Origin of the sequence: Longimicrobium sp., from assembly GCF_036280135.1 — a bacterium.
Lineage (GTDB): Bacteria > Gemmatimonadota > Gemmatimonadetes > Longimicrobiales > Longimicrobiaceae > Longimicrobium.
On sequence record NZ_DASURI010000786.1, the window covers coordinates 1 to 20,123 of the forward strand.

The window sequence follows — 20,123 nt, forward strand, 5'->3', positions numbered from 1 at the left end:
CGCACTCTCGCACTTCGCACTTTTGCACTCGTCTTTTCAGCGGTGCTCGAAGCGGAGCATCAGCAGCTCGACGGCGTCCACGGCGCCAGCCAGGCGGGCCAAGCCAAGCGCGTCGCGGTAGTGCGAGCCGGCGCGGATGGGGTCCTCTCCGTCGTACGCGATCTCGCCCAGCAGGTGATGGGCCTGCACCTGGCGCAGCACGTCGCCCACGCGGTGAAAGCCGCGGACGGCCTCCGACAGCCGCGTCCGCGCGTCGCCGCGCCGGCCGCGGGCCAGGTGCGCCAGCGCCAGCGCGAACCCGCCCACCGCCGTCAGCGTCTCGTCCTTGCGCCGGCGGCCCGCCCGCAGCGCCTCCGCCGCCTCGTCCTCCGCCCGCCGCAGCTTGCCCAGCGCCAGGAACGCCGCCGCGCGGTTGGCCAGCAGCAGGGCCAGGTCCGCGTCGTCCGGGGTTGTGCCGGCCGCGGCGGCATCCATCGCCTCCAGCGCCCCCGCCCAGTCGCCGCGCACGCCCGTGCAGACGGCCAGCCCCAGCGCCGCGCGCAGCCGCGGGACCTCCGCGGCGCCCTCCATCAGCCGGTACACGCGCTCCGCCGCATCGACTTCCCCGGCCAGCAGCTCCGTGGCCGCCAGCTCCAGGCTCGCGCACGACTCGCACTCCGCGCGCCCGGCCTCCAGCGCCAGCGCGGCCGCGTGCTCCGCGGCCACACGCGCCGCGGGCCAGTCCATCCGCCTCCGCGCCTGGGCGGCCTCGCGCAGCCGCTCGGACAGCGCGTCCGTGGCAGCCGCCGGCGGCAGGGGCCGCACGGGGGGAAAGAAGCCGCCCGGGTACAGCGGCTCGATGGTGAGCCACGGGTTGGGGAGCAACGCGGAAAGCGTGTCGCGCATCAGGCTATGGATCGTCGGGATGATGTGAAGTTTCGCACCTTCGTGCCCCAGGATGCCGCACGGATTGCAAGGCGCGCTCCTGCTTGGGCTTGCGGGCAAGCCGGCGCGGGACGCGAAGCGCAGGTGCGTGCGGGGCAGGCGGATCAGGGGGGATTCTCGCCCACCCATTCCTGCGCGAGGGCGCGAATCTCCAGGAACCGCAGCTCGCGCACGTCCAGGTGCCAGTTGGCGCAGGAGACGGGAAGCGCCTCCTGGAACGCGGCGTAGCGCTCGGCCACCTTTCGCGCGCCCGGCAGCAGCACGGACGGGCCCAGGGCCGACGCCAGCCAGTTGCGCACCGCGCGGATGACCCGGTCCGGGTGGGTGCCGTGGGCCTGGATGTCCTGTCCGGCGATGTCGGAGCAGAACTTCTGGTACCGGTACGGCTCCCGGTCCAGGATCAGGCAGTTCTTTTCGCGCTGCGCCTTTGCGCCGAACGCGCGGGCACCAAGAAAAAGCCCCAACTCAAGGGGCATGTTGAACCGGGGCAGCTTGTTCAGGCCATCGGGCTCCGTCCGGGAGATGTCGTGGATGCCGTGCCGGCACTCCCGGATGATGCGGTTGATCTTCTCGATCCGTACCTCTCCGCCGTTCTCCGCCTCCAGCGCGGAGCGTGCCTTGAACCCGCAGTCCTGGATGACGAACACGAGCGCGTGAAGGATCGGCTGGTATTCCTCGTCGAACGGGCAGTTCAGGAACACGCTCCGATCGTATTCGGCCGGCGCCATGGCGATGGGCTCAGCGGCCGCGGGCCCTGGATCGCGCGGGGTGCGGCTTTGCCTCGCTGATCGGGGTGACCTTGGGCATGGGGAGCCCGTCCCGAATGGCGATGATGACCGCCCGGACCTCTTCGCGCTTGAGCCGGCCCGTTTCGCCGGTCCGGATTACCGTACGCATCTGCCGCTTCATCTTTCCTCCTGGCTCGCGGTTCGGGATCAACGATAACCCGCTTTCCCGCTGGAGAAAAGGGAGAAAAGAAACCGGTCCTGACGCTGGCGCGATGGGGTCGGCGGCGCTCACTCGCGCGCCACCGGGGGCCCGTTTTACCGCTTGGTGGCGGCTTCCGGAAAGACCCGCATCATCGCCTGCACCATCGGCCGACGCGGGCTTTCACTCACCCGTTCGGCTTCTTGGCGCGGCGGCGGGCCAGGCGCTCGTCGCGGCGGCGCTGGCCGGCCTCGAAGCGGCGCTTTTCGTCGTCCGTCTCGGGGAGCACGGGGGGCACGCGCGCGGGGCGGCCGTTCTCGTCCAGGGCCACGAAGGTGGCGTAGCAGGTGTTGGTGTGGCGCTCCATCCCCGTGATGGGGTTCTGCGCCAGCACCTTCACGCCGATCTCCATGCTGGTGTGGCCCGTGAAGTTGACGGACGCGTGCGCCACCACCAGCTCGCCGATGAAGATGGGCTCGTTGAACTCCACCGCGTCGAAGCTCTTGGTCACCACGGGCCGCCCGGCGTGCTTCATGGCGCAGAACGCGGCCGCGCGGTCGATGAACCCCAGCAGCACCCCACCGAACAGCGTGCCCGCCACGTTCTGGCTCTGCGGCTCTGCCAGGTCCGCGAAGGTCACCTGCGACTCGCGCACGGGCCGCGGCGTCTCGGGGTCCGGCGGCGGCGTGTTGAGGTAGATCTCCACGGGGCGGATGCGGCTCGTCATCGTTCTGCTGTCACGTTCTTGGATCGTCAGGAATGGGGCGCGCAAGATGGCGGATGCGGCGGGCGAGGGGAAGCCCCGCCCGTCACGCCGCGCCGGAGCGCGCGGCCCAGGCCTGGTATCGCCGCCATCCCTCCTCCACCGCCGCGCCCGGCCCGCCGTAGATGCGGATGCTGGTATCCGTCCCCCGCAGCCGCACCATCACCGCGCGGCGCAGGAAGTGGCGGCCGGGCGTGCACGATTCCACCTCCGCCCAGGGGATCAGCAGGGGCGGATGGAGAAAGCGGAAGAGGATCCACGTGCGAAGGTGGATGCCCGCGTCTCCCAGGCGCAGGATGACGCAGCTGCGGTAGTCCACGGGCAGCCCGGCGGACATCCGCAGGCTCGTCGTCCAGAACGCCCGTGCCGTGGGCCGCGGTGCGTTCGGCGGCTCGCGAAAGCGCGCGCCCAGCCCGTGCCATCCGCCGATGGACGCGAGCAGCGCGCAGATCCCCAGCCACATCCCGGCAAAGAGCAGCGGGAACAGGGGGATGAACCAGAGCGGCAGCGGCTGGGGCTCGTTCATGGGGGCCAGCGGAGGGAAAAGGCCAGGCGGGAAGGACAGACGTCTCACACGGAATCAACGGCTGTTGATCCGTTACCGTTGATTCCGTGTGAGGATGCGGCTCATTCTGCGATCAGCACTCACGCACTCACGCACTCACGCACTCACGCACTCACGCACTCACGCACGCCCTTCACCACGTCAGCACGATCTTGCCGAAGCTGGCGTTCTCCTCCATCCGCTCGTGCGCGGCGCGGACGTGGTCGAACGGGAACGTGCTGTCCACGATGGGGCGGATGCGGGCGGATGAGACCAGCGGCAGCACCGCGTTGGAGAACTCGCGGGCCAGCGCGATCTTCTCCTCCAGCGGCCGCGAGCGCAGCACCGTGCCAAAGAGGTGGATGCGGCGCCGCAGCAGCAGCCCCAGGTCTACCTCCACCTTGCTTCCGCCCGTCGTCCCCACGACCACCACGCGGCCGCGGAGCGCCACCACCCGCAGCGACGTCTCCAGCAGCTTGCCGCCGACGAGGTCCAGCACCGCGTGCACCCCGCTGCCGTAGGTGGCCTGGTTCACGGCCTCGGCAAGGTCCTCCCTGGACGTATCGACGCCGATCTCCAGCCCCAGCTCGCTCTGTGCGCGCTTGAGCTTGGCCGCGCTGCGCGACGTGCCGATGACGGTGGCGCCCGCCGCGCTGGCCAGCTGCACGGCCGCCGTCCCCACGCCGCTGCCGACCGCCAGGACCAGGAGCCGCTCGCCCATCGTCAAGTCCAGCTGGCGAAAGAGGGCATCGTACGCCGTCATGAACGCCTCGGGGACGGCGGCCGCCTCTTCCCAGCTCAGGTTCTGCGGGACGCGGATGGCCTCGCGCTCGTGCACGACCACGTACTCCGCGTGGCCGCCGCCGCCTACGATGCCCATCACCCGGTTGCCGGGCGCCCACAGGCCGGCACCCTCGCCCACCGCCTCCACCTCGCCCGCGTACTCCAGGCCGGGGATGTCGGCCGGGGCGCCGGGCGGGGCGGGGTAGGCGCCCCGGCGCTGCAGCAGGTCCGCGCGGTTGAGCGCGCTGGCGTGCACGCGCACGCGGATCTCGCCCGGGCCGGGCTGGGGCACGGGGCGCTCCTCCATCTGCAGCACCTCGGGCCCGCCCGGTTTGGTGATGACGAGCGCGCGCATCAGCGGCCGCCTCCCGCGCGCGACCGCAGGAACGCCTCGATGCCGGCCACGTGCGCGTCCGCCAGCCGGTCCACGAACGCGGGGTCGCGCAGGGCGGCCTCCTGCTCGGGGATGGGCATGAACAGCGACTCGGTGAGCGCCGTGGGCATCCACGTGGGCCGCGCCAGCGCCAGGTTGCTTTCCCGCGCGCCGATGTCGCGGATGCGCGTGACGCCCACGATCTCGCGGTCCAGCGACTGGGCCAGCCCGGCGGACATGGGGTGGAAGTAGTACACGCTCGTCCCGTGCGCCTGGAAGGGGTCCTGCCCCTCGCCGAACGCGTTGTTGTGCACGGAGATCAGCAGGTCCGCGTCGCGCTCCACGGCCAGGCGCACGCGGGCCCCCAGCTCCTGCGACGAGTTGGTGCTGCTGACGAGCCCCTCGCGCCCCGTGCGGGTGAGGATGACCTCGGCGCCCCGCGCGCGCAGCTTCTCCGCCAGGGGGAGGGCGATGGCGAGGTTCGCGTCGCCCTCGTAGAGACCGGTCGGTCCCGTGGCGCCCGCCGGCGGGTGGCCGGGGTCGATGACGATCCGCCGTCCCCGCAGCGGGTTGGCCGCGTCGATGGCGGGCGGGCGGCGCACGCGGACCACGAGGTCGCCGCTGCCCTCGTACCACGCCTTGTACCCCCACGGCATGCCGCCCGTCGGCACGGTGATGCGCGCGCTGCCGCCGGCCGCCTCGCCCGTGGCCTGCCCGCCGCTGACGGTGGTCGCCGTGGCGCCGTAGACGGTGACGACGGCGCCCGTCTGCGTCACTTCCACCAGGAACGGTCGGCCGCCGGCGCGCACCCGCAGGTCCGTCCACCCCTCCGCGCGCGTCGTGGACGCGGTGACGGCGCCCGGCGCGGGCGGCGCGCCCGTCTCCGCCACCTGCAGGTTGCGCGCGTCCACCCACGCCTCCGTGGACGGGTCCAGCTGCACGCGGTACTGGTCGCCGCGGCGCTCCACGACGGACAGGCGCGCGCCGCGGGGAAAGAACCAGCGGTAGGTGCCCGTGGGCGTGGGCCGGGCGTAGATGGCGTCCGAGCCCGTCGCCAGCGTGTCCGCGCCGCCCGTGACGGTGCCCGCGCGCGCCGTGGCGTAGACGGCGTTCTGCGATGCGGCGCCCGTCGATCCGCCGCCGCCCGTGGACGGGCGCGCGTGCTCCAGCGTCTGCGTCACCTCCTCGCCGCCGCGCTGGGCCCGCAGCCGCCAGGCGCCGTCCTGCGGCGTGGGCAGGTAGGCGATGAAGGCGCCGTTGGGGGCCACGGGGACGGCCGTGCCGTTGATCTCCAGCGCCGCCTGCCCCGTGCCTACGGTGCCGTAGATGATGGTGCGCTGCGACCGCGGCCGGGCGGAGCCGCTCGTGGGCTCGATCACGCGGATGGCCAGCGCCCCGTTGGCCGCGGGGATGGCCGGCAGCGCGGGGCTCACGGGCTGGTAGACCAGCCGCTCGATGGCCCCCGTGCCCGGTCGCGCCCCACCGATGCGCAGCGTGTCGGAAGGCCCGGGGCCGGTGGACGGCGAGGCGGTCGGGCCGCATGCGGCCAGCGAGAGCGGCAGCAGCGCGAAAGCTGCGACGGTGCGTTGCATCACGGCTCGGCGTACGGACGGGTGAGAAAAGCGGGGGAGCGTTCCACTCCCCCGCGCGGATCACGTTGCGCCGGCCCTACTGCAAGGTGCGGGCAACTCCGTCCGGAGCGCGTCCAGCAGCCCGTCGATCTGCTTCGCCGTGTGCGCCGCGCTGAGCGTGATGCGCAGCCGCGACCCGCCCGGCGGCACCGTCGGGGGGCGCACGGCGCCCACGAGAAATCCGCGCGCCCGCAGCGCCGCGTCCACGCGCATCGTCCGCTCCGCGTCGCCCAGGACCACGGGGACGATGTGCCCGTCCGCCTCCCCCGGCACCTCGAAGCCGAGCGCGGCCAGGCCGTCCCGCATCCGCCGCGCGTTGTCCCGCAGCCGCTCGCGCCGCCACGGCTCCGCGCGGGCGATGCGCAGCGCCTCCATCGCCGCCGCGGCCAGGGCGGGGGGCGTGCCCGTGGTAAAGACGAACGGCCGCGCGCGGTTCATCAGCCAGTCGCGCAGCCGCTCGCTCCCGGCGACAAAGGCGCCGGCCGTGCCCAGCGCCTTGCCCAGCGTGCCCATCCGCACGTCGAAGGCGTCCTCCACGCCGAACCGCTCCGCCGCGCCGCGACCGTTCGGTCCCAGGACGCCCGTGCCGTGCGCGTCGTCCACGTACGTCCACGCCCCGTGCCCGCGCGCGACCTCTACCAGGCGATCCAGCGGGAACAGGTCGCCGTCCATGGAAAAGACGGCGTCGACGACGATCATCCGCCGCGCGAACCGTCCCTCATCCTCCGCCAGCATGCGGTGCAGCGCGTCCACGTCCAGGTGCGGAAAGACGCGCGATTCCGCCCGCGAAAGCCGGCACCCGTCGATGAGCGACGCGTGGTTCAGCGCGTCGGAGTAGACGGCGTCGCCGCGGCCCACCAGCGCGGGGATGGCGCCCGTGTTGGCGGCGTATCCGCTGGCGAACAGCAGCGCGGCGGGTGCCTGCTTGAACGCGGCGACCTCCCGCTCCAGCCGCTCGTGCAGCGGATGGTTGCCGGAGATGAGCCGTGCCGCGCCCGCGCCCGTCCCCGCGTCCTCCAGCGCGCGCGCCGCCGCGGCCGCGAGGCGCGGATCCGCCGCGAGCCCCAGGTAGTCGTTGGACGAGAAGTCGATGGCGGATCGTCCGTTGACCACGACCTCCGCGCCCGTCCGCCGCTCCACGGGACGAAGCACGCGCCTTAACCCGGCGCGCTCCAGCTCCCCCAGCCGCTGCTCAAGGTCCACGTCGAGCGGTGTGCGACCGTCCGGTCTCATTGGCAATCGACTCCGGAGGGCGCAACACGAAGGCCCCGCTCGGCGAGCAGGGCCTGCGGGGCGGTCGATCCGTGGTGGATGCGGGTCAGCGGCTGCAACGGTCCATTCCGGATGGTGCGGATATCTCGCGATCGCCGGCCAATCTACCCCGCCGCCGTCACTTCCGCACTAACGCACTCGCCGTTCAGTGCGGCACCACCTCGCGCGCCAGCTGCGGCACGGCGACGACGATGGCGAAGCGGATGAGCCGGCCGATCAGGCTCACGCCCAGGAACATCGGCAGGTTCATCTTCGCGGCGCCGGCGGCCAGGGTGACGACGTAGTAGGGCGGCAGCCCCAGCGTGGCGCTGACGAACACGAGGGCGCCGCCCATGCGCGGGCGCTCCTGCATCTGCGTGTTCATCTTCTGCAGGGCGGCCTGCAGGCGCTTGCCGGGAATCTTGAGCGCGCCGCTGCCCGCGTAGTACAGCGCGATCTTGCCGATCACCTGGCCCAGCGTGCCCGCGATCACCAGCGGAATCACCATCTCCCGCGGGGCCAGCGCCGACGCACCCAGCAGGTAGATCTCGATGTTGATGAGGGGAATGACCGCGCTGAGCACGGCAACGCCGAACGTGGTGAGCCAGACGGCGAGAAGCGACATCCGATTGACGGCGGATCAGGAGGCTGCACCGACCGGCCCGGGGCCGCGCCGGCAGAATGACGGATGCAATCTACACCCGCGCATGGGGATACGGAACGCGCCCCCGCCAGGATTCGCTCGCTGATGACCGTGGGTGGCGCCCATTTGAGTGCTGCCTTATTCGACTCGCAGAAGCGGGCGCTGCCGTACCTTGTCGGAATCCACGACCGTAAAACGGGACTCGAGAGAAATCTCGGCTCTCTGGGCGAGCTCGATTACCGTGCTGGCGAACAGCGCCAGATCGAAACGTGGAAATCGGAGATAAACGATGCCAGCCGGTACAGGGGCTCCACGATGATAGACGAGCTCGCCGAAATCGCGGTCGAACGTGATGAGGATCTGCCCGTACGACCGCGCGTGCGCCAGCACCTGTTCGTCGGGTATGCCCGGGTTCAGTTCCGCAATCGACTCGACGTCCAGCCCTGCTTCGCGAAGCAGGTGGACCATCGGCAATGGAATGTTCTCATCCGCCAGAAACCGCATCAGCGGGAGCCGACCGACACCGCGTAAAATGATTCCTCCTGCATGGCCTCGGCGGCGAACGCGAACACAGCCCGCAATGCCTCTGGCGTCAGGTGAGGATACGCTTCAAGCACCTGCTGGTGGCTCCAGCCGGACGCGAACAGCTCCAGGAGAAACTCGACTCCCAACCGGGTGCCCCGCACGACGGGTTTGCCGGTCAGGATCGCGGGATCCGCGTGGATGTAGTCTCGCCAGTCCATGACAACACCTCTTGTTCAGATGGGATCACCAACGATCATCATCTTTTCCATGTGGCGCAAGCATAAGGCTCACTTCACCATCATCGGCCTGGGGGCTGCTGCTGCATGCGCGGGTTCTCCTGCGGGCGGGCGAGGTCCGTGACCCACGCGGGCACCTCCGGCTCGCCGGCGAAGAAGGCGCCGCGCTTGCCCTGCGTGAGCGCCCAGCGGTGGATCCAGGTGATGCCGGCCGGCCCCGTGTACGTGTCCTCCGACGCGTACGCCGGGTCCCGCAGCGCCTGCTCCAGCGGGACGAACACGTAGCCGCGCCGCGCGTACATCTCCGCCAGACGGCCGAAGTGGTCGGCGTTCAGGTTGTTGGCGTGCAGAAGCAGCACCTGCGCGATCTCGCGGCCAAAGAGCGCGCGCGACTGCTGCTCGTAGTACTCCGCCGTCGCCTCCATGTAGCGGATGTACTCGTCCGCCACGCGGCGGAGGGAGTCGGCGGGCGCCAGGTCGTACGCGGCGGCGAAGATGTAGTCGCTGTTGTCGATGGTCACCGGCGCCACGCGGTACCCGCGCTCCGCCAGCCATGTCTCGAACCGCCGCCGGTCCTCCGGCGTACGCCCCGTGTGCAGGAACGGGTGGCGAAAGAAGCGTGGCCGCGTTCCCGCATCCGCCAGCACGAGGCGTGTCACGCTGTCGCCGCGCGCCACGTCCGCGATGAAGGCCTCCACCGGGTTGGCGTGCAGATCCATGTGCGAGTAGGCGTGGTTGCCCAGCTCCAGCCCCGCGCTCGTCCAGCGGCGCAGCAGGTCCACGCGCCGCGGGTCCACCCGCCCGTCCGTCCGCAGCTTGTCCTCGTTCACGAAGCCGATGGCGGGCACGCGGTGCTCGGCGATGCGACGCAGCAGCGCCTCCGTGATGCGCGCGTGCCCCGCGACCGAGCGGTCTCCCTGCGTGATGCCCGGCAGGTCGTCGAAGGTGACGGCCACCGCCCGCCCGGCCTGCTGGGCGGCGGCCGGCGCGCCGCCGATCACACCGGCGATGACGAGGGCGACGGCAATGGAAACGATGCGCGGAGTGGGCATGCCGATCTCAGGAGATGATGGTGAGCAGCGTGCGGCGCAGCGTCCACCGCCCGTCCGGCTGTCGCTCCAGCAGCGCCCAATGCTGGTCCGCGCACAGGCCGCCGCACCAGTAGTAGACGTACACCAGCGCCCGCCGTCCGTCCGGGCTCATCCCGATCGGGGAGAAGCGTGTGGTCGAGAGGTTCGCGGCCCGCGGCAGCTCGGGTGCCGTGACCGCTCGCATGACCTGGGCGAGGCTGTCGCGCCTAATCCACTCTACCTCCCCACGGCCGACGAGCGCGCGGACGTCGGCGGGCTGTTCCGCGGCGGCCTGGAATGCCGCGATCAGGTCCGGCGTCGCTTCCGGCACCTCGCGCATCAGGTGGTCGTAGCCGATCTGGCGCGCGGGAGGCACGGTTTCCACCTGGACGTACCGGTGCTTGAGCGCCACCCCCGGTGCGTGGTGCCGCATGGAATCCAGCAGCACCGCGTAGATGGCGCCCCGTTCGTCCGCCGGCGCCGGGACGGATGGCTCGCCGCCCGGCTGTCCACCCGCTGCGCAGGCGGAGAGCACGAGGAGCAGCGCGGCGGATCGGATCAGCGTTCGCATCGCGTGTCCTTCGCGCATGTTCACCGCTCCCCCTGCGCCGCCGCGGCACGGATGCGCACCGTCCGCTCCAGCTCGTCGCGCGACTGCAGCACCTTGCGGCGGATGTCCGCGGGGAGCTCCGGGTTCTCCGCCAGGAAGCGGTCTACCATGGCCAGCGCCTCCGGGCCCGTGTGCCCGCCCACGAACGCGCTGATCCAGCGGGGGAGGAAGAAGATGCGGCGGTTGTCGCGCACCCACTCCAGCCGGTCCAGCGACGGGCGCAGGTAGCGCAGGGTTAGCGCCGCGTGGCGCGGCGCGTTGAAGTTGCCCAGCGCGGCCGTCACCCAGTCCTCGTTGAGGCCGGGATCGTCCAGGAACCGGCCAAAGTACGCCGCCTTTACGTCCGCCGCGGGGACGGCCGCCCCGGCGATGTACGCGCGGCGTCCCGCGTCCGGCGTGCTGTCGCGGGCGCTCTCCGCGGCGATGAGCGCCTGCGGGTCCGCCGCGCCCAGCGCCACCAGCTGCTCCACGATGGACCAGCGCGTGGGCTGCTTGACGGCCTCGCCGTTGAACGTGCGGGTGCCGGCCAGGTACTCGCGCAGCAGCGCCTGCCCCGCGTCCGTGCGCGCCGTGCCCACCAGCATGTCCAGCGCGGCCTTGCGCGCGCCGTACGTGAGCGCGGCGTCGTCCGCGCGGGCCAGCAGCAGCCGCTCCCAGTCCGCCAGCAGCGGCCGCGCGCGTTCCTCCGGCAGGTACGACGCGAGGGCCGTCCACGCCCGGCCCATGTTGAGCGAGGCGATCTGCTCGTCGCGCTCGCGCGGCAGCTCGCGCAGGGCGATGCGGGCGTAGCGCGCGGGATCCATCCGCCCCTCGCGCACCTCGTCCCACAGGGCGCCCCACAGCATGGCGCGGCGCAGGCCGTCCGTCTCCTGGCCCACGTGCCCGGCCACGTACTCACGGCTGCGCGCGTCCAGCAGGAACAGCCCGTAGCCGTAGTCGCCCTCGTTGCTCCACACGTAGTCCGGCGCCGGCAGCCCGCGCGCGGCGGCCACCTCCATCACCTCCGCCGCGCCGCTCACGGGGAGCACGACGTCCTCGCGGTCGCCGTACGACAGCCGAACCTGCACGTGGATGGGCCAATATCCGCCCGGGTCGTCCGGCATGGGCCGCGCGGGGCGTTGGCGCAGCGTGAGCCGCTCGATGCGCCCGTCGCGCACCCGCAGGTCCGTCTCCACCACCGGCATTCCCGCCCGCAGGATGTACTGCTCGCCGAACGCGGTGAGGTCCACGCCGGACGATTCCTCCAGCGCCGCGAGCAGGTCGCGCCAGGTGGCGTTGGCGTACGCGTGGCGCCGCAGAAAGAGCGTGAGCCCCGCGCGGAACGCCGAGTCGCCGACGATGGCCTCCAGCTGCTTGAGGATGGCCGGCGCCTTGTTGTAGACGATGGGGCCGTAGTTGCTCTTGGCCAAGTCCAGGTTGGGCAGCGACTGCCACACGGGCGTGGTGCCGCCCGTCTGGTCCGTGGCGTAGGCCAGGGGCTTGTTGCGCAGGTAGAAAGTCTTCCAGGCCTCGCTGCCCGGGTCCAGCTCGTCCTGCATCCGCGCCGCCATGTACGTGCTGAAGCCCTCCTTGAGCCACAGGTCGTCGAACCACACCATGGTCACCAGGTCGCCAAACCACTGGTGCGCCACCTCGTGGTAGATGGTGCTCTTGCGGCTGATCTGCTGCCCCAGCGTGGGCGCCTCTCGAAAGATGAACGTGTTCTCGTTGTAGAACACGGCCCCCACGTGCTCCATCCCGCCGAACGGAAACGCGGGCGCCAGCAGCATGTCGTACTTGGTGAACGGAAAGTTGACGCCGAAGTAGCGCTCCAGCCACTGGATGGCGCGGCGGTTGACGGTGATCAGCGTGTCCGCGTCCACCTCGTCGGCGCGGCTGGCGCGGGCGTAGAGGGTGATGGGCCGGCCGCCCTCGTCCGAGCTCCACGTGCGCCACGGCCCCGCCGCGAACGCCGCCAGGTACGTGCTGATGGGCTCCGTCTCGTCGAAGATCCACATCGTCTCGCCGCCGTGCTCCTCGCGCCGGCCGGGACCGTTCGCCAGCACCTGCCACGCGCTCGGGGCCGTGATGTGGTAGCGAAAGCGCGCCTTGAGGTCCGGCTGGTCGAACGAGGGGAACAGCTGGTTGGCGTCGGCGGGGACGAGCAGCGTGTAGAGGTAGGTGCCCCCGTCCGTGGCGTCGCTGAAGCGGATGATGCTGCTTCCCGCCGCCGCGATGCGCGCCGTGAACGACGCCGCCACCTGGTTCTCGCCGTCCCGCAGGTGCCGCGCGGGAATGCGCAGGTGTCCGTTGCGCCACTCCGCGTCTTCCACCGCCGCGCCGTTCACCGTCACGAAGCTCAGGGACGGACCGCGAAAGTCCATCACCAGGTCGCCGGCGCCCGTGGCGCGGTGGAACGTGGCCGTCACGTTGCCGCGGGCGGTGTCCGCCTCCGTCACGTCCAGCGCCAGCAGGTAACGCACGTCGCGCAGGGTGGCGGCGCGGTGGCGGGCCAGCTCCAGCGACACGCCGGGCTGCATCAGCTCGTCCGCGGCGGGCACGCGGGGCGCCTGCGCGCTCACGGCGGGCACCCGCGCCAGCGCGGCGCACACGAGGACGGCGGAAAGGAGCAGGGCACGAGAGTCGATCGTCATCTACAGGTCCTTCGGGGTCACAGCCCGCGCATCAGGCAGCCCAGGATGAGCAGCGCGCCGCCCAGCAGCAGCGCCCACCGGCCGGCGTCGTACGGCAGGTCCACGCCCGCCAGCATCTCCAGCGCGCCTACCAGCCACAGGAGCACGGAAAGCGCCAGCGTGGCGCCGCGCGGCGACTGCGGACGGATGCGGAACGCGGCCATGGCGGGCCTCCGGGCGGGATGCGGATGGCGGGCGGGGGATACGCCGGGGAAGGTAGACGCGCGCCGCCCCGCCGGACAAGCGGAGCCGCGCGCGTACTGGACAGCCGATGAAGGATGGATCGGGCTCAGTCCGCGGCCATCGCCTCCACGTCGTCCCCTTCCTCGGGGATGGTGTGGTCCCACTGCAGCGGCTCGATCTTCTCGATCTCCGCCATGGCGGGCGAGTGCAGGGCCTCCCACATGTCGCACTCCAGCTGGCCGTTGAGCCAGAACTCGACGGAGTTCCCGAAGAGCCGCGACAGGCGCAGGGCCGTATCTGGCGTCAGCCGGCGCTTTCCGTGCACCAGCTCATTGACGCGGACATAGGAAACGCCGATGCGCCCGGCCAGCTCCGTCTGCGTGATTCCCATCGGCTTGAGGAACTCTTCCAGCAGCATCTCGCCGGGATGCGTGGGCCGGCGGTGGGCCGGCAGCCGGACGGCGAGCTTGATGAACTCCATGGCTCCTCCAGGAGAGCTCGGGTGCGGGTCAGTGATAATCCACGATCTCGACGAGCGCGGGGCCGGCCGACGTCCAGGCAAAGCAGATGCGGTACTGGCCGTTGATCCGGATGCTGTGCTCCCCGCGCCGGTTGCCCTTGAGCTGCTCCAGCCGGTTTCCGGGCGGCGTGCGCAGGTCTTCGACGTCCGTTGCACGGTTCACAAGGTTGAGCTTGGCCAGCGCAGCCGGCCACAGGGATTGCGGACACGTTCTTCGCGCCGCGCGGGTGTCCTTCAGCTCCCAGATGTCGCGCGATCCCTGGTCCTTGAACGAGACGATCATTCGTGTTCGCGGGGCTCGGGTGGACGGCAGGTGCCTTAGACCGGTGCCGCCGCCCACGAAACCATGCTCCCGGATGTATAACGGATAACGTTATACGTGTCAATTAGAGTGCGCCGTGGACAGCGGCGCCGGAATGCTGCACGGACCCGGGATTTCGCGCAATGGCTGTTACAAACTCCGTCCGCCCGCTGTCCTCAAGTGGACGCCGTACACGGTCCGGCACGCGTTCTGCGCCCGCGCGCGGCCCATGAGCACTCCCAAGATTTTCCTGATGAGCCCCGCGTTCAGCGGCGGCAAGCGCGGGCAGATGGTCATGCGCGAGGGCGCGCAGTTCTCCCTGGCGCAGCGGCTGCGCTCGCCGGGCGGCGCGCCGCTGGGCGAGGTGTTCGCGTTCCTGAGCGGGCTGTACTTTCGCGGCAAGGTCGCGTACGTGAACGCGTTCTCCGCGCCGCCGCCCGGACTGCCGGGCGCGCTGGTCATCACGCCCACGCGGGGGCTGGTGCCGCCGGAGTCGCACATCACCCTGGACGTGCTGCGCGAGTTCGCGGAACAGGGCGAGGTGGCGGTGGACAACGCGCGCTACCGCGGTCCGCTGGAGCAGCACGCGCGGGCGCTGGACGAGGCGGCCGGGCCCGGGACGTGCTACGTGCTGCTGGGAAGCATCGCCAGCGACAAATACGTGGACGTGCTGACCCGGATCTACGGCGAACGCCTGCTCTTTCCGACCGACTTCGTGGGCCGCGGCGACATGAGCCGCGGCGGCCTGATGCTGCGCGCCGCGGCGGACGGACCGGAGCTGGAGTACGCGCCCGTGCTGGGCGCCGTCCGCAAGGGAAAGCGTCCGCCCAGGCTGCAACCCCGCTCGTGGAAGGAGGGCCCGTGACGCCCCGCGCCGCCTCGCAGTCCGCATCCACCCGCGCCCCGTCCGCCGCCAAAAAGCCGGCCCGCCGCAAGCCCGCCGCGCCGAACGTGCCGGAGACGGACGCATCGCCGGACATCATCCCCCGCGGGGGAAAGCAGTGCGAGGTGCGCGTGGGCGGGCGATCCGTGCGGCTCACCAACCTCGACAAGCCGTTCTGGCCGGAGCTGGGCATCACCAAGGGCGACCTGCTGCGTTACTACGTGGAGGTGGCGCCGTACCTGCTTCCCCACCTCGTCGATCGGGCCATGGTGATGAAGCGGTACCCCAACGGGTGGAAGGGCCCCTTCTTCTTCATGAAGCGCACGCCCGAGAACGCGCCGGCGTGGCTGAAGACCTGCTCCATCGAGCACGCCAGCAAGAGCGTGATCGACTTTCCCATGGTGCAGAACCTGGCGTCGCTGCTGTGGGTGGTGAACCTGGGATGCATCGACCTGAACCCCTGGTACGCGCGCTGCGACGACACCGACCGGCCCGACTTCCTGCACTTTGACCTGGACCCCGTGGAGGGGGCGGACTTTGCCCGCGTGCGCGAGACGGCGCTGATGGTGCGCGACAACCTGCGGCGCCTGGGGATGAAGTCGTACGCCAAGACCACGGGCTCGTCCGGCATCCACGTCTACGTGCCCATCGTCCGCGGGCCCACGCAAAAGCAGGTGTGGAGCTTTGCCAAGGAGTTCGCGCGGGTGATGGAAAAGCTGGATCCCAGGCTCGTCACGGCCGAGTACCGCGTGGCGAAGCGGCCGCACGGGCGCGTGCTGGTGGACTACAACCAGAACGCGTGGGGGCGCACGCTGTCGTCCATCTACTCCGTGCGGGCCAAGCCCGGCGCCACCGTCTCCATGCCCGTGACCTGGGAGGAAGTGGAGAACGGCGTGGAGCTGGAGGACTTTACCCTGCTGAACGCGCCGGCCCGCATCCGCAAGACGGGCGACCTGTGGAAGCCCGTCCTGGCGAAGCGCGGCCGCTTCAACCTGGGCGAGCTGCTGTGAACCTGCCCCTTCCCATCGACTACCCGCCGGCGGAAAGCGAGCAGGCGGACGCGCTTCCGTCCGGCGAGGGCTGGCAGTACGAGCCCAAGTGGGACGGCTTTCGCTGCCTGGCCTTTCGCGACGGCGACGAGGTGGACCTGCGCTCCAAGGCCGGCAAGCCCCTGGGCCGCTACTTCCCCGACGTCGTCGACGCGCTCAAGTCGCTGTCGGCCCGGCGATTCGTGCTGGACGGCGAGATCGTCATCCCCGTGGGCGACACGCTCTCGTTCGAGGAGCTGCAGCTGCGCCTGCACCCCGCCGCCAGCCGCGTGCAAAAGCTGGCCGCCGCGCATCCTGCGCTCGTCGTGGCGTTCGACCTGCTGCTGGGGCCGCGCGGCGGACCGCTGACGGCCCGGCCCCTGGCAGAACGGCGGGAAAAGCTGGAGGCGTTCGCGGGGCAGTTCTTTCCCGCCGGCGACCCCGTCCGGCTCTCCCCCGCCACGGCGGACCTCCAGCGGGCGGCGGGGTGGCTGGAGCGGGGGGAGAAGGGGCTGGACGGCGTGATGGCCAAGCGGCTGGACCTGCCCTACCTCTCCGGCGAGCGCACGGGGATGGTCAAGGTCAAGAACGTGCGCACGGTGGACTGCGTGGTGGGCGGGTTTCGCTACGCGCAAAAGGAGCCCATCGTCGGCTCGCTGCTGCTGGGGCTGTACGGCGACGACGGGCTGCTGCACCACGTGGGATTCTGCTCCGCTATCTCCCGCGAGGAGCGGCGGGAGCTCACGCCCCGGCTGGAGGCGCTCAAGCAGGCGCCCGGGTTCACGGGCAACGCGCCGGGCGGGCCCAGCCGGTGGAGCGCCATGAACCCGCGCAGCACGGAGTGGGAGCCGCTGGCGCCGAAGCTCGTCGTGGAGGTGGGATACGACGCGTTCACGGGCGGCCGCTTTCGCCACGGCACCCGCTTCGTGCGCTGGCGGCCCGACAAGGCGCCCGCGCAGTGCACCTACGCCCAGCTGGGCCCGGCCGGCCGCTCGTCGCTGCGGATGCTGCAGGGCTGATCCGTGCCATCGTCGTGGCCCGATCCGCGCGGAACAAAGGAATCGGCGCGAGTTGTCCAACCCGTTGATCCGGGGCCGTTTGCGTGGTAGCAGATGAGCCGGATGCGGGCCGAGTGAAACCAATGGGAGGCAGAATGCGTTTGACGCCCCGCGGGGCGGCCTGCATATTCCTGCCCCAACCGGAACCCCTTCCGGCAGCGCGCGGTGCTCCCGCGCGCGTCACCCGTTCAAAAGAGAACGAGCGATGAAGAAGGCAATGCTTTTCGCGGCCGCGGCCACCTTTGCCCTGGCCGGCACCGCCCAGGCGCAGATCTGCGCCGGCTTCCCGTCCAGCGACCGCGGATTCTACTTCGGCGGCCGCGCGGACTTCCCGGAGGACATCGACTCCTTCGGCGTGGAAGCCAACTACAACGCCAGCGGCCCGCTGGGCGTGTACGGCGGCCTGAACGTCCGCTCGCTCGAGGGCGTGGACGACAGCGACGTCAACGTGTTCCACGTGGGCGCGGCGTTCGAGGTGGCTTCGCTGGGCGCCATGATCGGGCCCGCGGTGTCGGTGTGCCCGAACGTCGAGGTGCAGTTCAGCGACGAGGACGACAGCGGCCAGATCATCCCCATCGGCATCGGCTTCGGCGGCAACTTCGGCACGCCGAGCGTGTCGGTTCACCCGTACGTCAACCCGCAGCTGGTGATCTTCAACGGCGACGACGACACGGAGACGGAGTTCGGCGCGCGCGGCGGCATCATGGTGGGCCTGGGCATGTTCTCGGTGGGTGGCGAGGTGCGCCACTACTTCATCGACGGGTTCGACCCGGAGCTCGGCATCCGCTTCGGCATCCGCATCTGATCGCCGACGGACGGAAAACCGCCGGGCGCGCTCTCGAGGCGCGCCCGGCGGTTCTTGTTTTGTGGGCTGAAACGTTTGATAGTATCAGCCGCGCGAAGCCTGCGCGGACGGAATGATCCAGAACCACGGAGATTGGACCGGATGACGGGCAAGACGATGATGACCCTGGCGGCGCTGGTGCTGGCGGCGGCTCCCGCGGCGGCGCAGGTGCCGGCGTCGCCGTTCAGCCTGGAGGTGCGCGGGCGCGCGGCGTACCCCACGGGCGACTTTGGCGAGGAGGACGAGACCGGCTCGGGGGTGGAGACGGGGTGGGGCGGCAGCGTGGCCGGCCACTTCCAGGTCACCCCCGTGCTGTCGGTCTACGGCGGCTACAGCTTTACGCGGTTCCCCACGGACCTGGGCGACCTGGAGGCGGAGCTGGAGGCGCTGGGGATCGACGACGCGTCCATCGACATCGACGACACGGGCTTCGATGCCGGCCTGCGCGCCATGGTGCCCGCGGGCGGCGGATCGGCGTTCCTGCGCGGCGGCCTGGTGTACCACCGCGCCGACGTGCAGCTCTCTGACGACCTGGAAGACGCCATCGGCGGGATCCTGGACCCGGATGAGCTGGACAGCGACTGGTCGCTGGGCTGGCAGGCCGGCGCCGGGCTGCTGCTGCCCCTGGGCCCCCGCCTGTCGGCCTCGCTGGGCGCGTCGTACACGTCGTACGAGCCGCGGTTCGGCGACGACAGCGGCGAGTTCGAGGTCTCGGGGGAAAGCGACCTGACCTACGCCAGCATCGAGGTGGGACTGGAGTTCCGCCCCTGACGCGCCCTCCGCGGACCGTCGCGGAATGACACCGGCCGCTGTCCTCCCTGGAGGGCGGCGGCCGGAGCCCGCTTTCAGCTAAGTTGTTGCGGGACAACGACCCGCCGTTCGGCACCCGGAATGCCTTCTCCCGGACCGTCCCTCCGCCGGCGCGGCGGGACGCCACGCTTATCGCACCTGAGCAGACGAACATGCGCAGCACGCATCGCATTCTTGCCGTCGCCGCCGCCCTGGCCGGCGCCGCGGCGCTCGCCCCCGCCGCGCATGCCCAGCTGGCCATCGAGGCCCGCGGCGGCATCGTGCAGCCGCGCGACGCCTTCACGGCCGACGTCCCCGCCGACGGGGGCTACTCCACCGAGCTTTCCATCACCGTGGGCGCGCTGCCGTTCGTCAGCGTGTACGGGTCGTGGCAGCGGGTGGAGTTCGACCGCGACGGCGGCGCCGAGGGCAGCGTCATCACCGACCAGGGCTGGTCCGGCGGCGTGCGGGTGTCCGTCCCCACGCCGTTCGTCCCCATCGACCCGTGGATCCGCGCCGGTGTGCTGCGGCACGAGCTGGAGGCGGGCGGCCTTACCCTGGGCGGCGACAGCGGCAACGGCGTGGAGGTGGGCGGCGGGCTGCGCTTTCGGCTCACGCCCGGCGTGTCGCTCACGCCCGGGGTGAGCTGGACGCGCTACGGCTTCGACGACGACGCCGTGGCCGACGGCAAGGTGAACGTGGAGTACCTGCGGGTGGACGTGGGCGCGCGCTTCGGCTTCTGACGTTCCTCCCCGCGGGGTCCCGCGCCCGGGCGGGCTGAAACCCGGGAGCAGGCATTTTCGTCTTGCGACCGCCGCCGCCTCCCGGGCGGCGGCGCACACACGGCGCGTGCCGGCCGCGACAGCAGTTTCCGAACGAATCCATCACAGGAGATAAAGATGAAGCGTACCATCGGCCTTTCCGCCCTGGTGGCGGGCGCCCTGCTTTCCGCCGGCGGCGCCAGCGCGCAGGCGTCGGACAACAGCGGCTTCATGCTCAACCTGCACCTGGCGGGCAACGGCATCACCCCCCTGGGCGAGGGCACCGAGGCGGAGACGGGCGGCGGTGGCGGCCTGGCTATCGGCTACGGGTTCAACGACCGCATCATCCTGTACCTCAACGTGGACGCGGCCGCCGTCGAGTACGACGAGGACGTGACCAGCGCGCCCGACGACACGTACGACCTGGTGCACGGCGACCTGGGCGTGCGGGTGAACTTTGGCCACACGGGCCTCAAGCTGCGCCCGTACATCAACGCGGCGTTCACGGGCATCGCGGCCGCCGAGACGTACGAGCTGGTGGGCGAGGACGTGGACCAGATCATCTCCGGCGGCGGCCTTACCGTCGGCGGGGGCCTGCAGTACTTCTTCTCGCCCAAGCTGGCGCTGGACCTGGGGCTGCAGGCCACGCAGGGCGCGTTCACGCAGGTCACCATCGACGACGAGGACGAGGAGCTGGGCTCTGAGGACGTGACGGCCTTCACCACGTCGCGCGTGCAGCTGGGCGTGAGCTGGCATCCCTGACCCCAACTGCTTTCTCACGCAGAGGGAGCAGGGGCAGCAGAG

Annotated in this window: 24 protein-coding genes; 7 read left to right on the plus strand and 17 right to left on the minus strand. The window is 71.2% G+C overall.

The window, feature by feature from the left end; all coding sequences use genetic code 11:
* Window positions 1-36 precede the first annotated feature (36 nt).
* The 17 genes from VFZ20_RS25255 to VFZ20_RS25335 form a co-directional block, all read right to left on the minus strand.
* A complete protein-coding gene (locus tag VFZ20_RS25255) occupies window positions 37-885 on the minus strand; it encodes a hypothetical protein (RefSeq protein WP_329686734.1) in 849 nt (282 codons plus the stop codon).
* A 143-nt stretch (window positions 886-1,028) separates the two neighbouring features.
* Window positions 1,029-1,652, minus strand: coding sequence for a hypothetical protein (locus VFZ20_RS25260; RefSeq protein WP_329686735.1), 624 nt, complete (start codon window positions 1,650-1,652; stop codon window positions 1,029-1,031).
* Window positions 1,653-1,662: 10 nt separating this feature from the next.
* A complete protein-coding gene (locus tag VFZ20_RS25265) occupies window positions 1,663-1,833 on the minus strand; it encodes a hypothetical protein (protein WP_329686736.1) in 171 nt (56 codons plus the stop codon).
* Window positions 1,834-2,038: 205 nt separating this feature from the next.
* Entirely contained in the window at window positions 2,039-2,578 is a 540-nt protein-coding gene (locus VFZ20_RS25270) for an acyl-CoA thioesterase (RefSeq protein ID WP_329686737.1), read from the minus strand.
* 82 nt (window positions 2,579-2,660) lie between these two features.
* Window positions 2,661-3,140: a hypothetical protein gene (locus VFZ20_RS25275; RefSeq protein WP_329686738.1), complete on the minus strand. Its 480-nt coding sequence runs from the start codon at window positions 3,138-3,140 to the stop codon at window positions 2,661-2,663.
* A gap of 172 nt (window positions 3,141-3,312) precedes the next feature.
* Entirely contained in the window at window positions 3,313-4,296 is a 984-nt protein-coding gene (locus VFZ20_RS25280; RefSeq protein WP_329686739.1) for an NAD(P)H-quinone oxidoreductase, read from the minus strand.
* Window positions 4,296-5,906: an N-acetylmuramoyl-L-alanine amidase gene (locus VFZ20_RS25285; protein WP_329686740.1), complete on the minus strand. Its 1,611-nt coding sequence runs from the start codon at window positions 5,904-5,906 to the stop codon at window positions 4,296-4,298. The genes VFZ20_RS25280 and VFZ20_RS25285 overlap by 1 nt, the downstream gene beginning before the upstream one ends.
* 60 nt (window positions 5,907-5,966) lie before the next feature.
* Complete coding sequence (gene bioF, locus VFZ20_RS25290; protein WP_329686741.1) at window positions 5,967-7,178, minus strand: 8-amino-7-oxononanoate synthase; 1,212 nt, start codon at window positions 7,176-7,178, stop codon at window positions 5,967-5,969.
* A gap of 184 nt (window positions 7,179-7,362) precedes the next feature.
* Window positions 7,363-7,821 carry a YqaA family protein gene (locus VFZ20_RS25295; RefSeq protein WP_329686742.1) on the minus strand — a complete coding sequence of 153 codons (459 nt, stop codon included), beginning with the start codon at window positions 7,819-7,821 and terminating at the stop codon, window positions 7,363-7,365.
* Between the two features lie 156 nt (window positions 7,822-7,977).
* Window positions 7,978-8,343, minus strand: a complete 366-nt coding sequence (locus VFZ20_RS25300) for a DUF5615 family PIN-like protein (RefSeq protein ID WP_329686743.1) — start codon at window positions 8,341-8,343, stop codon at window positions 7,978-7,980.
* The gene (locus tag VFZ20_RS25305) at window positions 8,343-8,582 is read right to left on the minus strand and encodes a DUF433 domain-containing protein (protein WP_329686744.1); all 240 of its coding nucleotides are present in this window, start codon (window positions 8,580-8,582) and stop codon (window positions 8,343-8,345) included. The genes VFZ20_RS25300 and VFZ20_RS25305 overlap by 1 nt, the downstream gene beginning before the upstream one ends.
* A gap of 80 nt (window positions 8,583-8,662) precedes the next feature.
* Entirely contained in the window at window positions 8,663-9,652 is a 990-nt protein-coding gene (locus tag VFZ20_RS25310) for a polysaccharide deacetylase family protein (RefSeq protein ID WP_329686745.1), read from the minus strand.
* A 7-nt stretch (window positions 9,653-9,659) separates the two neighbouring features.
* On the minus strand, window positions 9,660-10,241 hold the full coding sequence (locus tag VFZ20_RS25315) for a hypothetical protein (RefSeq protein ID WP_329686746.1): 582 nt from the start codon (window positions 10,239-10,241) through the stop codon (window positions 9,660-9,662).
* 20 nt (window positions 10,242-10,261) lie between these two features.
* The gene (locus VFZ20_RS25320) at window positions 10,262-12,913 is read right to left on the minus strand and encodes a M1 family aminopeptidase (RefSeq protein ID WP_329686747.1); all 2,652 of its coding nucleotides are present in this window, start codon (window positions 12,911-12,913) and stop codon (window positions 10,262-10,264) included.
* 17 nt (window positions 12,914-12,930) lie between these two features.
* Window positions 12,931-13,116 (minus strand): hypothetical protein, encoded by a 186-nt coding sequence (locus tag VFZ20_RS25325; protein WP_329686748.1) that lies wholly within the window; start codon window positions 13,114-13,116, stop codon window positions 12,931-12,933.
* Between the two features lie 125 nt (window positions 13,117-13,241).
* Window positions 13,242-13,616 carry a HigA family addiction module antitoxin gene (locus tag VFZ20_RS25330; protein WP_329686749.1) on the minus strand — a complete coding sequence of 125 codons (375 nt, stop codon included), beginning with the start codon at window positions 13,614-13,616 and terminating at the stop codon, window positions 13,242-13,244.
* 28 nt (window positions 13,617-13,644) lie between these two features.
* Window positions 13,645-13,938: a type II toxin-antitoxin system RelE/ParE family toxin gene (locus VFZ20_RS25335; protein WP_329686750.1), complete on the minus strand. Its 294-nt coding sequence runs from the start codon at window positions 13,936-13,938 to the stop codon at window positions 13,645-13,647.
* A gap of 247 nt (window positions 13,939-14,185) precedes the next feature.
* Here VFZ20_RS25335 and VFZ20_RS25340 point away from each other — a divergent pair, with 247 nt between their 5' ends.
* The 7 genes from VFZ20_RS25340 to VFZ20_RS25370 all read left to right on the plus strand — a co-directional run bounded on the left by VFZ20_RS25340 (window position 14,186) and on the right by VFZ20_RS25370 (window position 20,081).
* Complete coding sequence (locus VFZ20_RS25340) at window positions 14,186-14,821, plus strand: hypothetical protein (protein ID WP_329686751.1); 636 nt, start codon at window positions 14,186-14,188, stop codon at window positions 14,819-14,821.
* A complete protein-coding gene (ligD, locus tag VFZ20_RS25345; RefSeq protein WP_329686752.1) occupies window positions 14,818-15,849 on the plus strand; it encodes a non-homologous end-joining DNA ligase in 1,032 nt (343 codons plus the stop codon). The genes VFZ20_RS25340 and ligD overlap by 4 nt, the downstream gene beginning before the upstream one ends.
* Window positions 15,846-16,886, plus strand: a complete 1,041-nt coding sequence (locus VFZ20_RS25350) for an ATP-dependent DNA ligase (protein ID WP_329686753.1) — start codon at window positions 15,846-15,848, stop codon at window positions 16,884-16,886. Before ligD ends, VFZ20_RS25350 begins: the two co-directional genes overlap by 4 nt.
* 244 nt (window positions 16,887-17,130) lie before the next feature.
* Window positions 17,131-17,730 (plus strand): hypothetical protein, encoded by a 600-nt coding sequence (locus tag VFZ20_RS25355; protein ID WP_329686754.1) that lies wholly within the window; start codon window positions 17,131-17,133, stop codon window positions 17,728-17,730.
* Between the two features lie 141 nt (window positions 17,731-17,871).
* Complete coding sequence (locus VFZ20_RS25360; protein ID WP_329686755.1) at window positions 17,872-18,540, plus strand: outer membrane beta-barrel protein; 669 nt, start codon at window positions 17,872-17,874, stop codon at window positions 18,538-18,540.
* Window positions 18,541-18,731: 191 nt separating this feature from the next.
* Window positions 18,732-19,301: a hypothetical protein gene (locus VFZ20_RS25365; RefSeq protein ID WP_329686756.1), complete on the plus strand. Its 570-nt coding sequence runs from the start codon at window positions 18,732-18,734 to the stop codon at window positions 19,299-19,301.
* Window positions 19,302-19,457: 156 nt separating this feature from the next.
* On the plus strand, window positions 19,458-20,081 hold the full coding sequence (locus VFZ20_RS25370) for an outer membrane beta-barrel protein (protein ID WP_329686757.1): 624 nt from the start codon (window positions 19,458-19,460) through the stop codon (window positions 20,079-20,081).
* Window positions 20,082-20,123 lie beyond the last annotated feature (42 nt).

Coding starts and splice junctions, on each gene's coding strand:
- VFZ20_RS25255 (WP_329686734.1), bottom strand. CDS start 885: ATGCGCGACACGCTTTCCGCGTTGCTCCCCAACCCGTGGCTCACCATC.
- VFZ20_RS25260 (WP_329686735.1), bottom strand. CDS start 1,652: ATGGCGCCGGCCGAATACGATCGGAGCGTGTTCCTGAACTGCCCGTTC.
- VFZ20_RS25265 (WP_329686736.1), bottom strand. CDS start 1,833: ATGAAGCGGCAGATGCGTACGGTAATCCGGACCGGCGAAACGGGCCGG.
- VFZ20_RS25270 (WP_329686737.1), bottom strand. CDS start 2,578: ATGACGAGCCGCATCCGCCCCGTGGAGATCTACCTCAACACGCCGCCG.
- VFZ20_RS25275 (WP_329686738.1), bottom strand. CDS start 3,140: ATGAACGAGCCCCAGCCGCTGCCGCTCTGGTTCATCCCCCTGTTCCCG.
- VFZ20_RS25280 (WP_329686739.1), bottom strand. CDS start 4,296: ATGCGCGCGCTCGTCATCACCAAACCGGGCGGGCCCGAGGTGCTGCAG.
- VFZ20_RS25285 (WP_329686740.1), bottom strand. CDS start 5,906: ATGCAACGCACCGTCGCAGCTTTCGCGCTGCTGCCGCTCTCGCTGGCC.
- bioF (WP_329686741.1), bottom strand. CDS start 7,178: ATGAGACCGGACGGTCGCACACCGCTCGACGTGGACCTTGAGCAGCGG.
- VFZ20_RS25295 (WP_329686742.1), bottom strand. CDS start 7,821: ATGTCGCTTCTCGCCGTCTGGCTCACCACGTTCGGCGTTGCCGTGCTC.
- VFZ20_RS25300 (WP_329686743.1), bottom strand. CDS start 8,343: ATGCGGTTTCTGGCGGATGAGAACATTCCATTGCCGATGGTCCACCTG.
- VFZ20_RS25305 (WP_329686744.1), bottom strand. CDS start 8,582: ATGGACTGGCGAGACTACATCCACGCGGATCCCGCGATCCTGACCGGC.
- VFZ20_RS25310 (WP_329686745.1), bottom strand. CDS start 9,652: ATGCCCACTCCGCGCATCGTTTCCATTGCCGTCGCCCTCGTCATCGCC.
- VFZ20_RS25315 (WP_329686746.1), bottom strand. CDS start 10,241: ATGCGAACGCTGATCCGATCCGCCGCGCTGCTCCTCGTGCTCTCCGCC.
- VFZ20_RS25320 (WP_329686747.1), bottom strand. CDS start 12,913: ATGACGATCGACTCTCGTGCCCTGCTCCTTTCCGCCGTCCTCGTGTGC.
- VFZ20_RS25325 (WP_329686748.1), bottom strand. CDS start 13,116: ATGGCCGCGTTCCGCATCCGTCCGCAGTCGCCGCGCGGCGCCACGCTG.
- VFZ20_RS25330 (WP_329686749.1), bottom strand. CDS start 13,616: ATGGAGTTCATCAAGCTCGCCGTCCGGCTGCCGGCCCACCGCCGGCCC.
- VFZ20_RS25335 (WP_329686750.1), bottom strand. CDS start 13,938: ATGATCGTCTCGTTCAAGGACCAGGGATCGCGCGACATCTGGGAGCTG.
- VFZ20_RS25340 (WP_329686751.1), top strand. CDS start 14,186: ATGAGCACTCCCAAGATTTTCCTGATGAGCCCCGCGTTCAGCGGCGGC.
- VFZ20_RS25355 (WP_329686754.1), top strand. CDS start 17,131: ATGAAGAAGGCAATGCTTTTCGCGGCCGCGGCCACCTTTGCCCTGGCC.
- VFZ20_RS25360 (WP_329686755.1), top strand. CDS start 17,872: ATGACGGGCAAGACGATGATGACCCTGGCGGCGCTGGTGCTGGCGGCG.
- VFZ20_RS25365 (WP_329686756.1), top strand. CDS start 18,732: ATGCGCAGCACGCATCGCATTCTTGCCGTCGCCGCCGCCCTGGCCGGC.
- VFZ20_RS25370 (WP_329686757.1), top strand. CDS start 19,458: ATGAAGCGTACCATCGGCCTTTCCGCCCTGGTGGCGGGCGCCCTGCTT.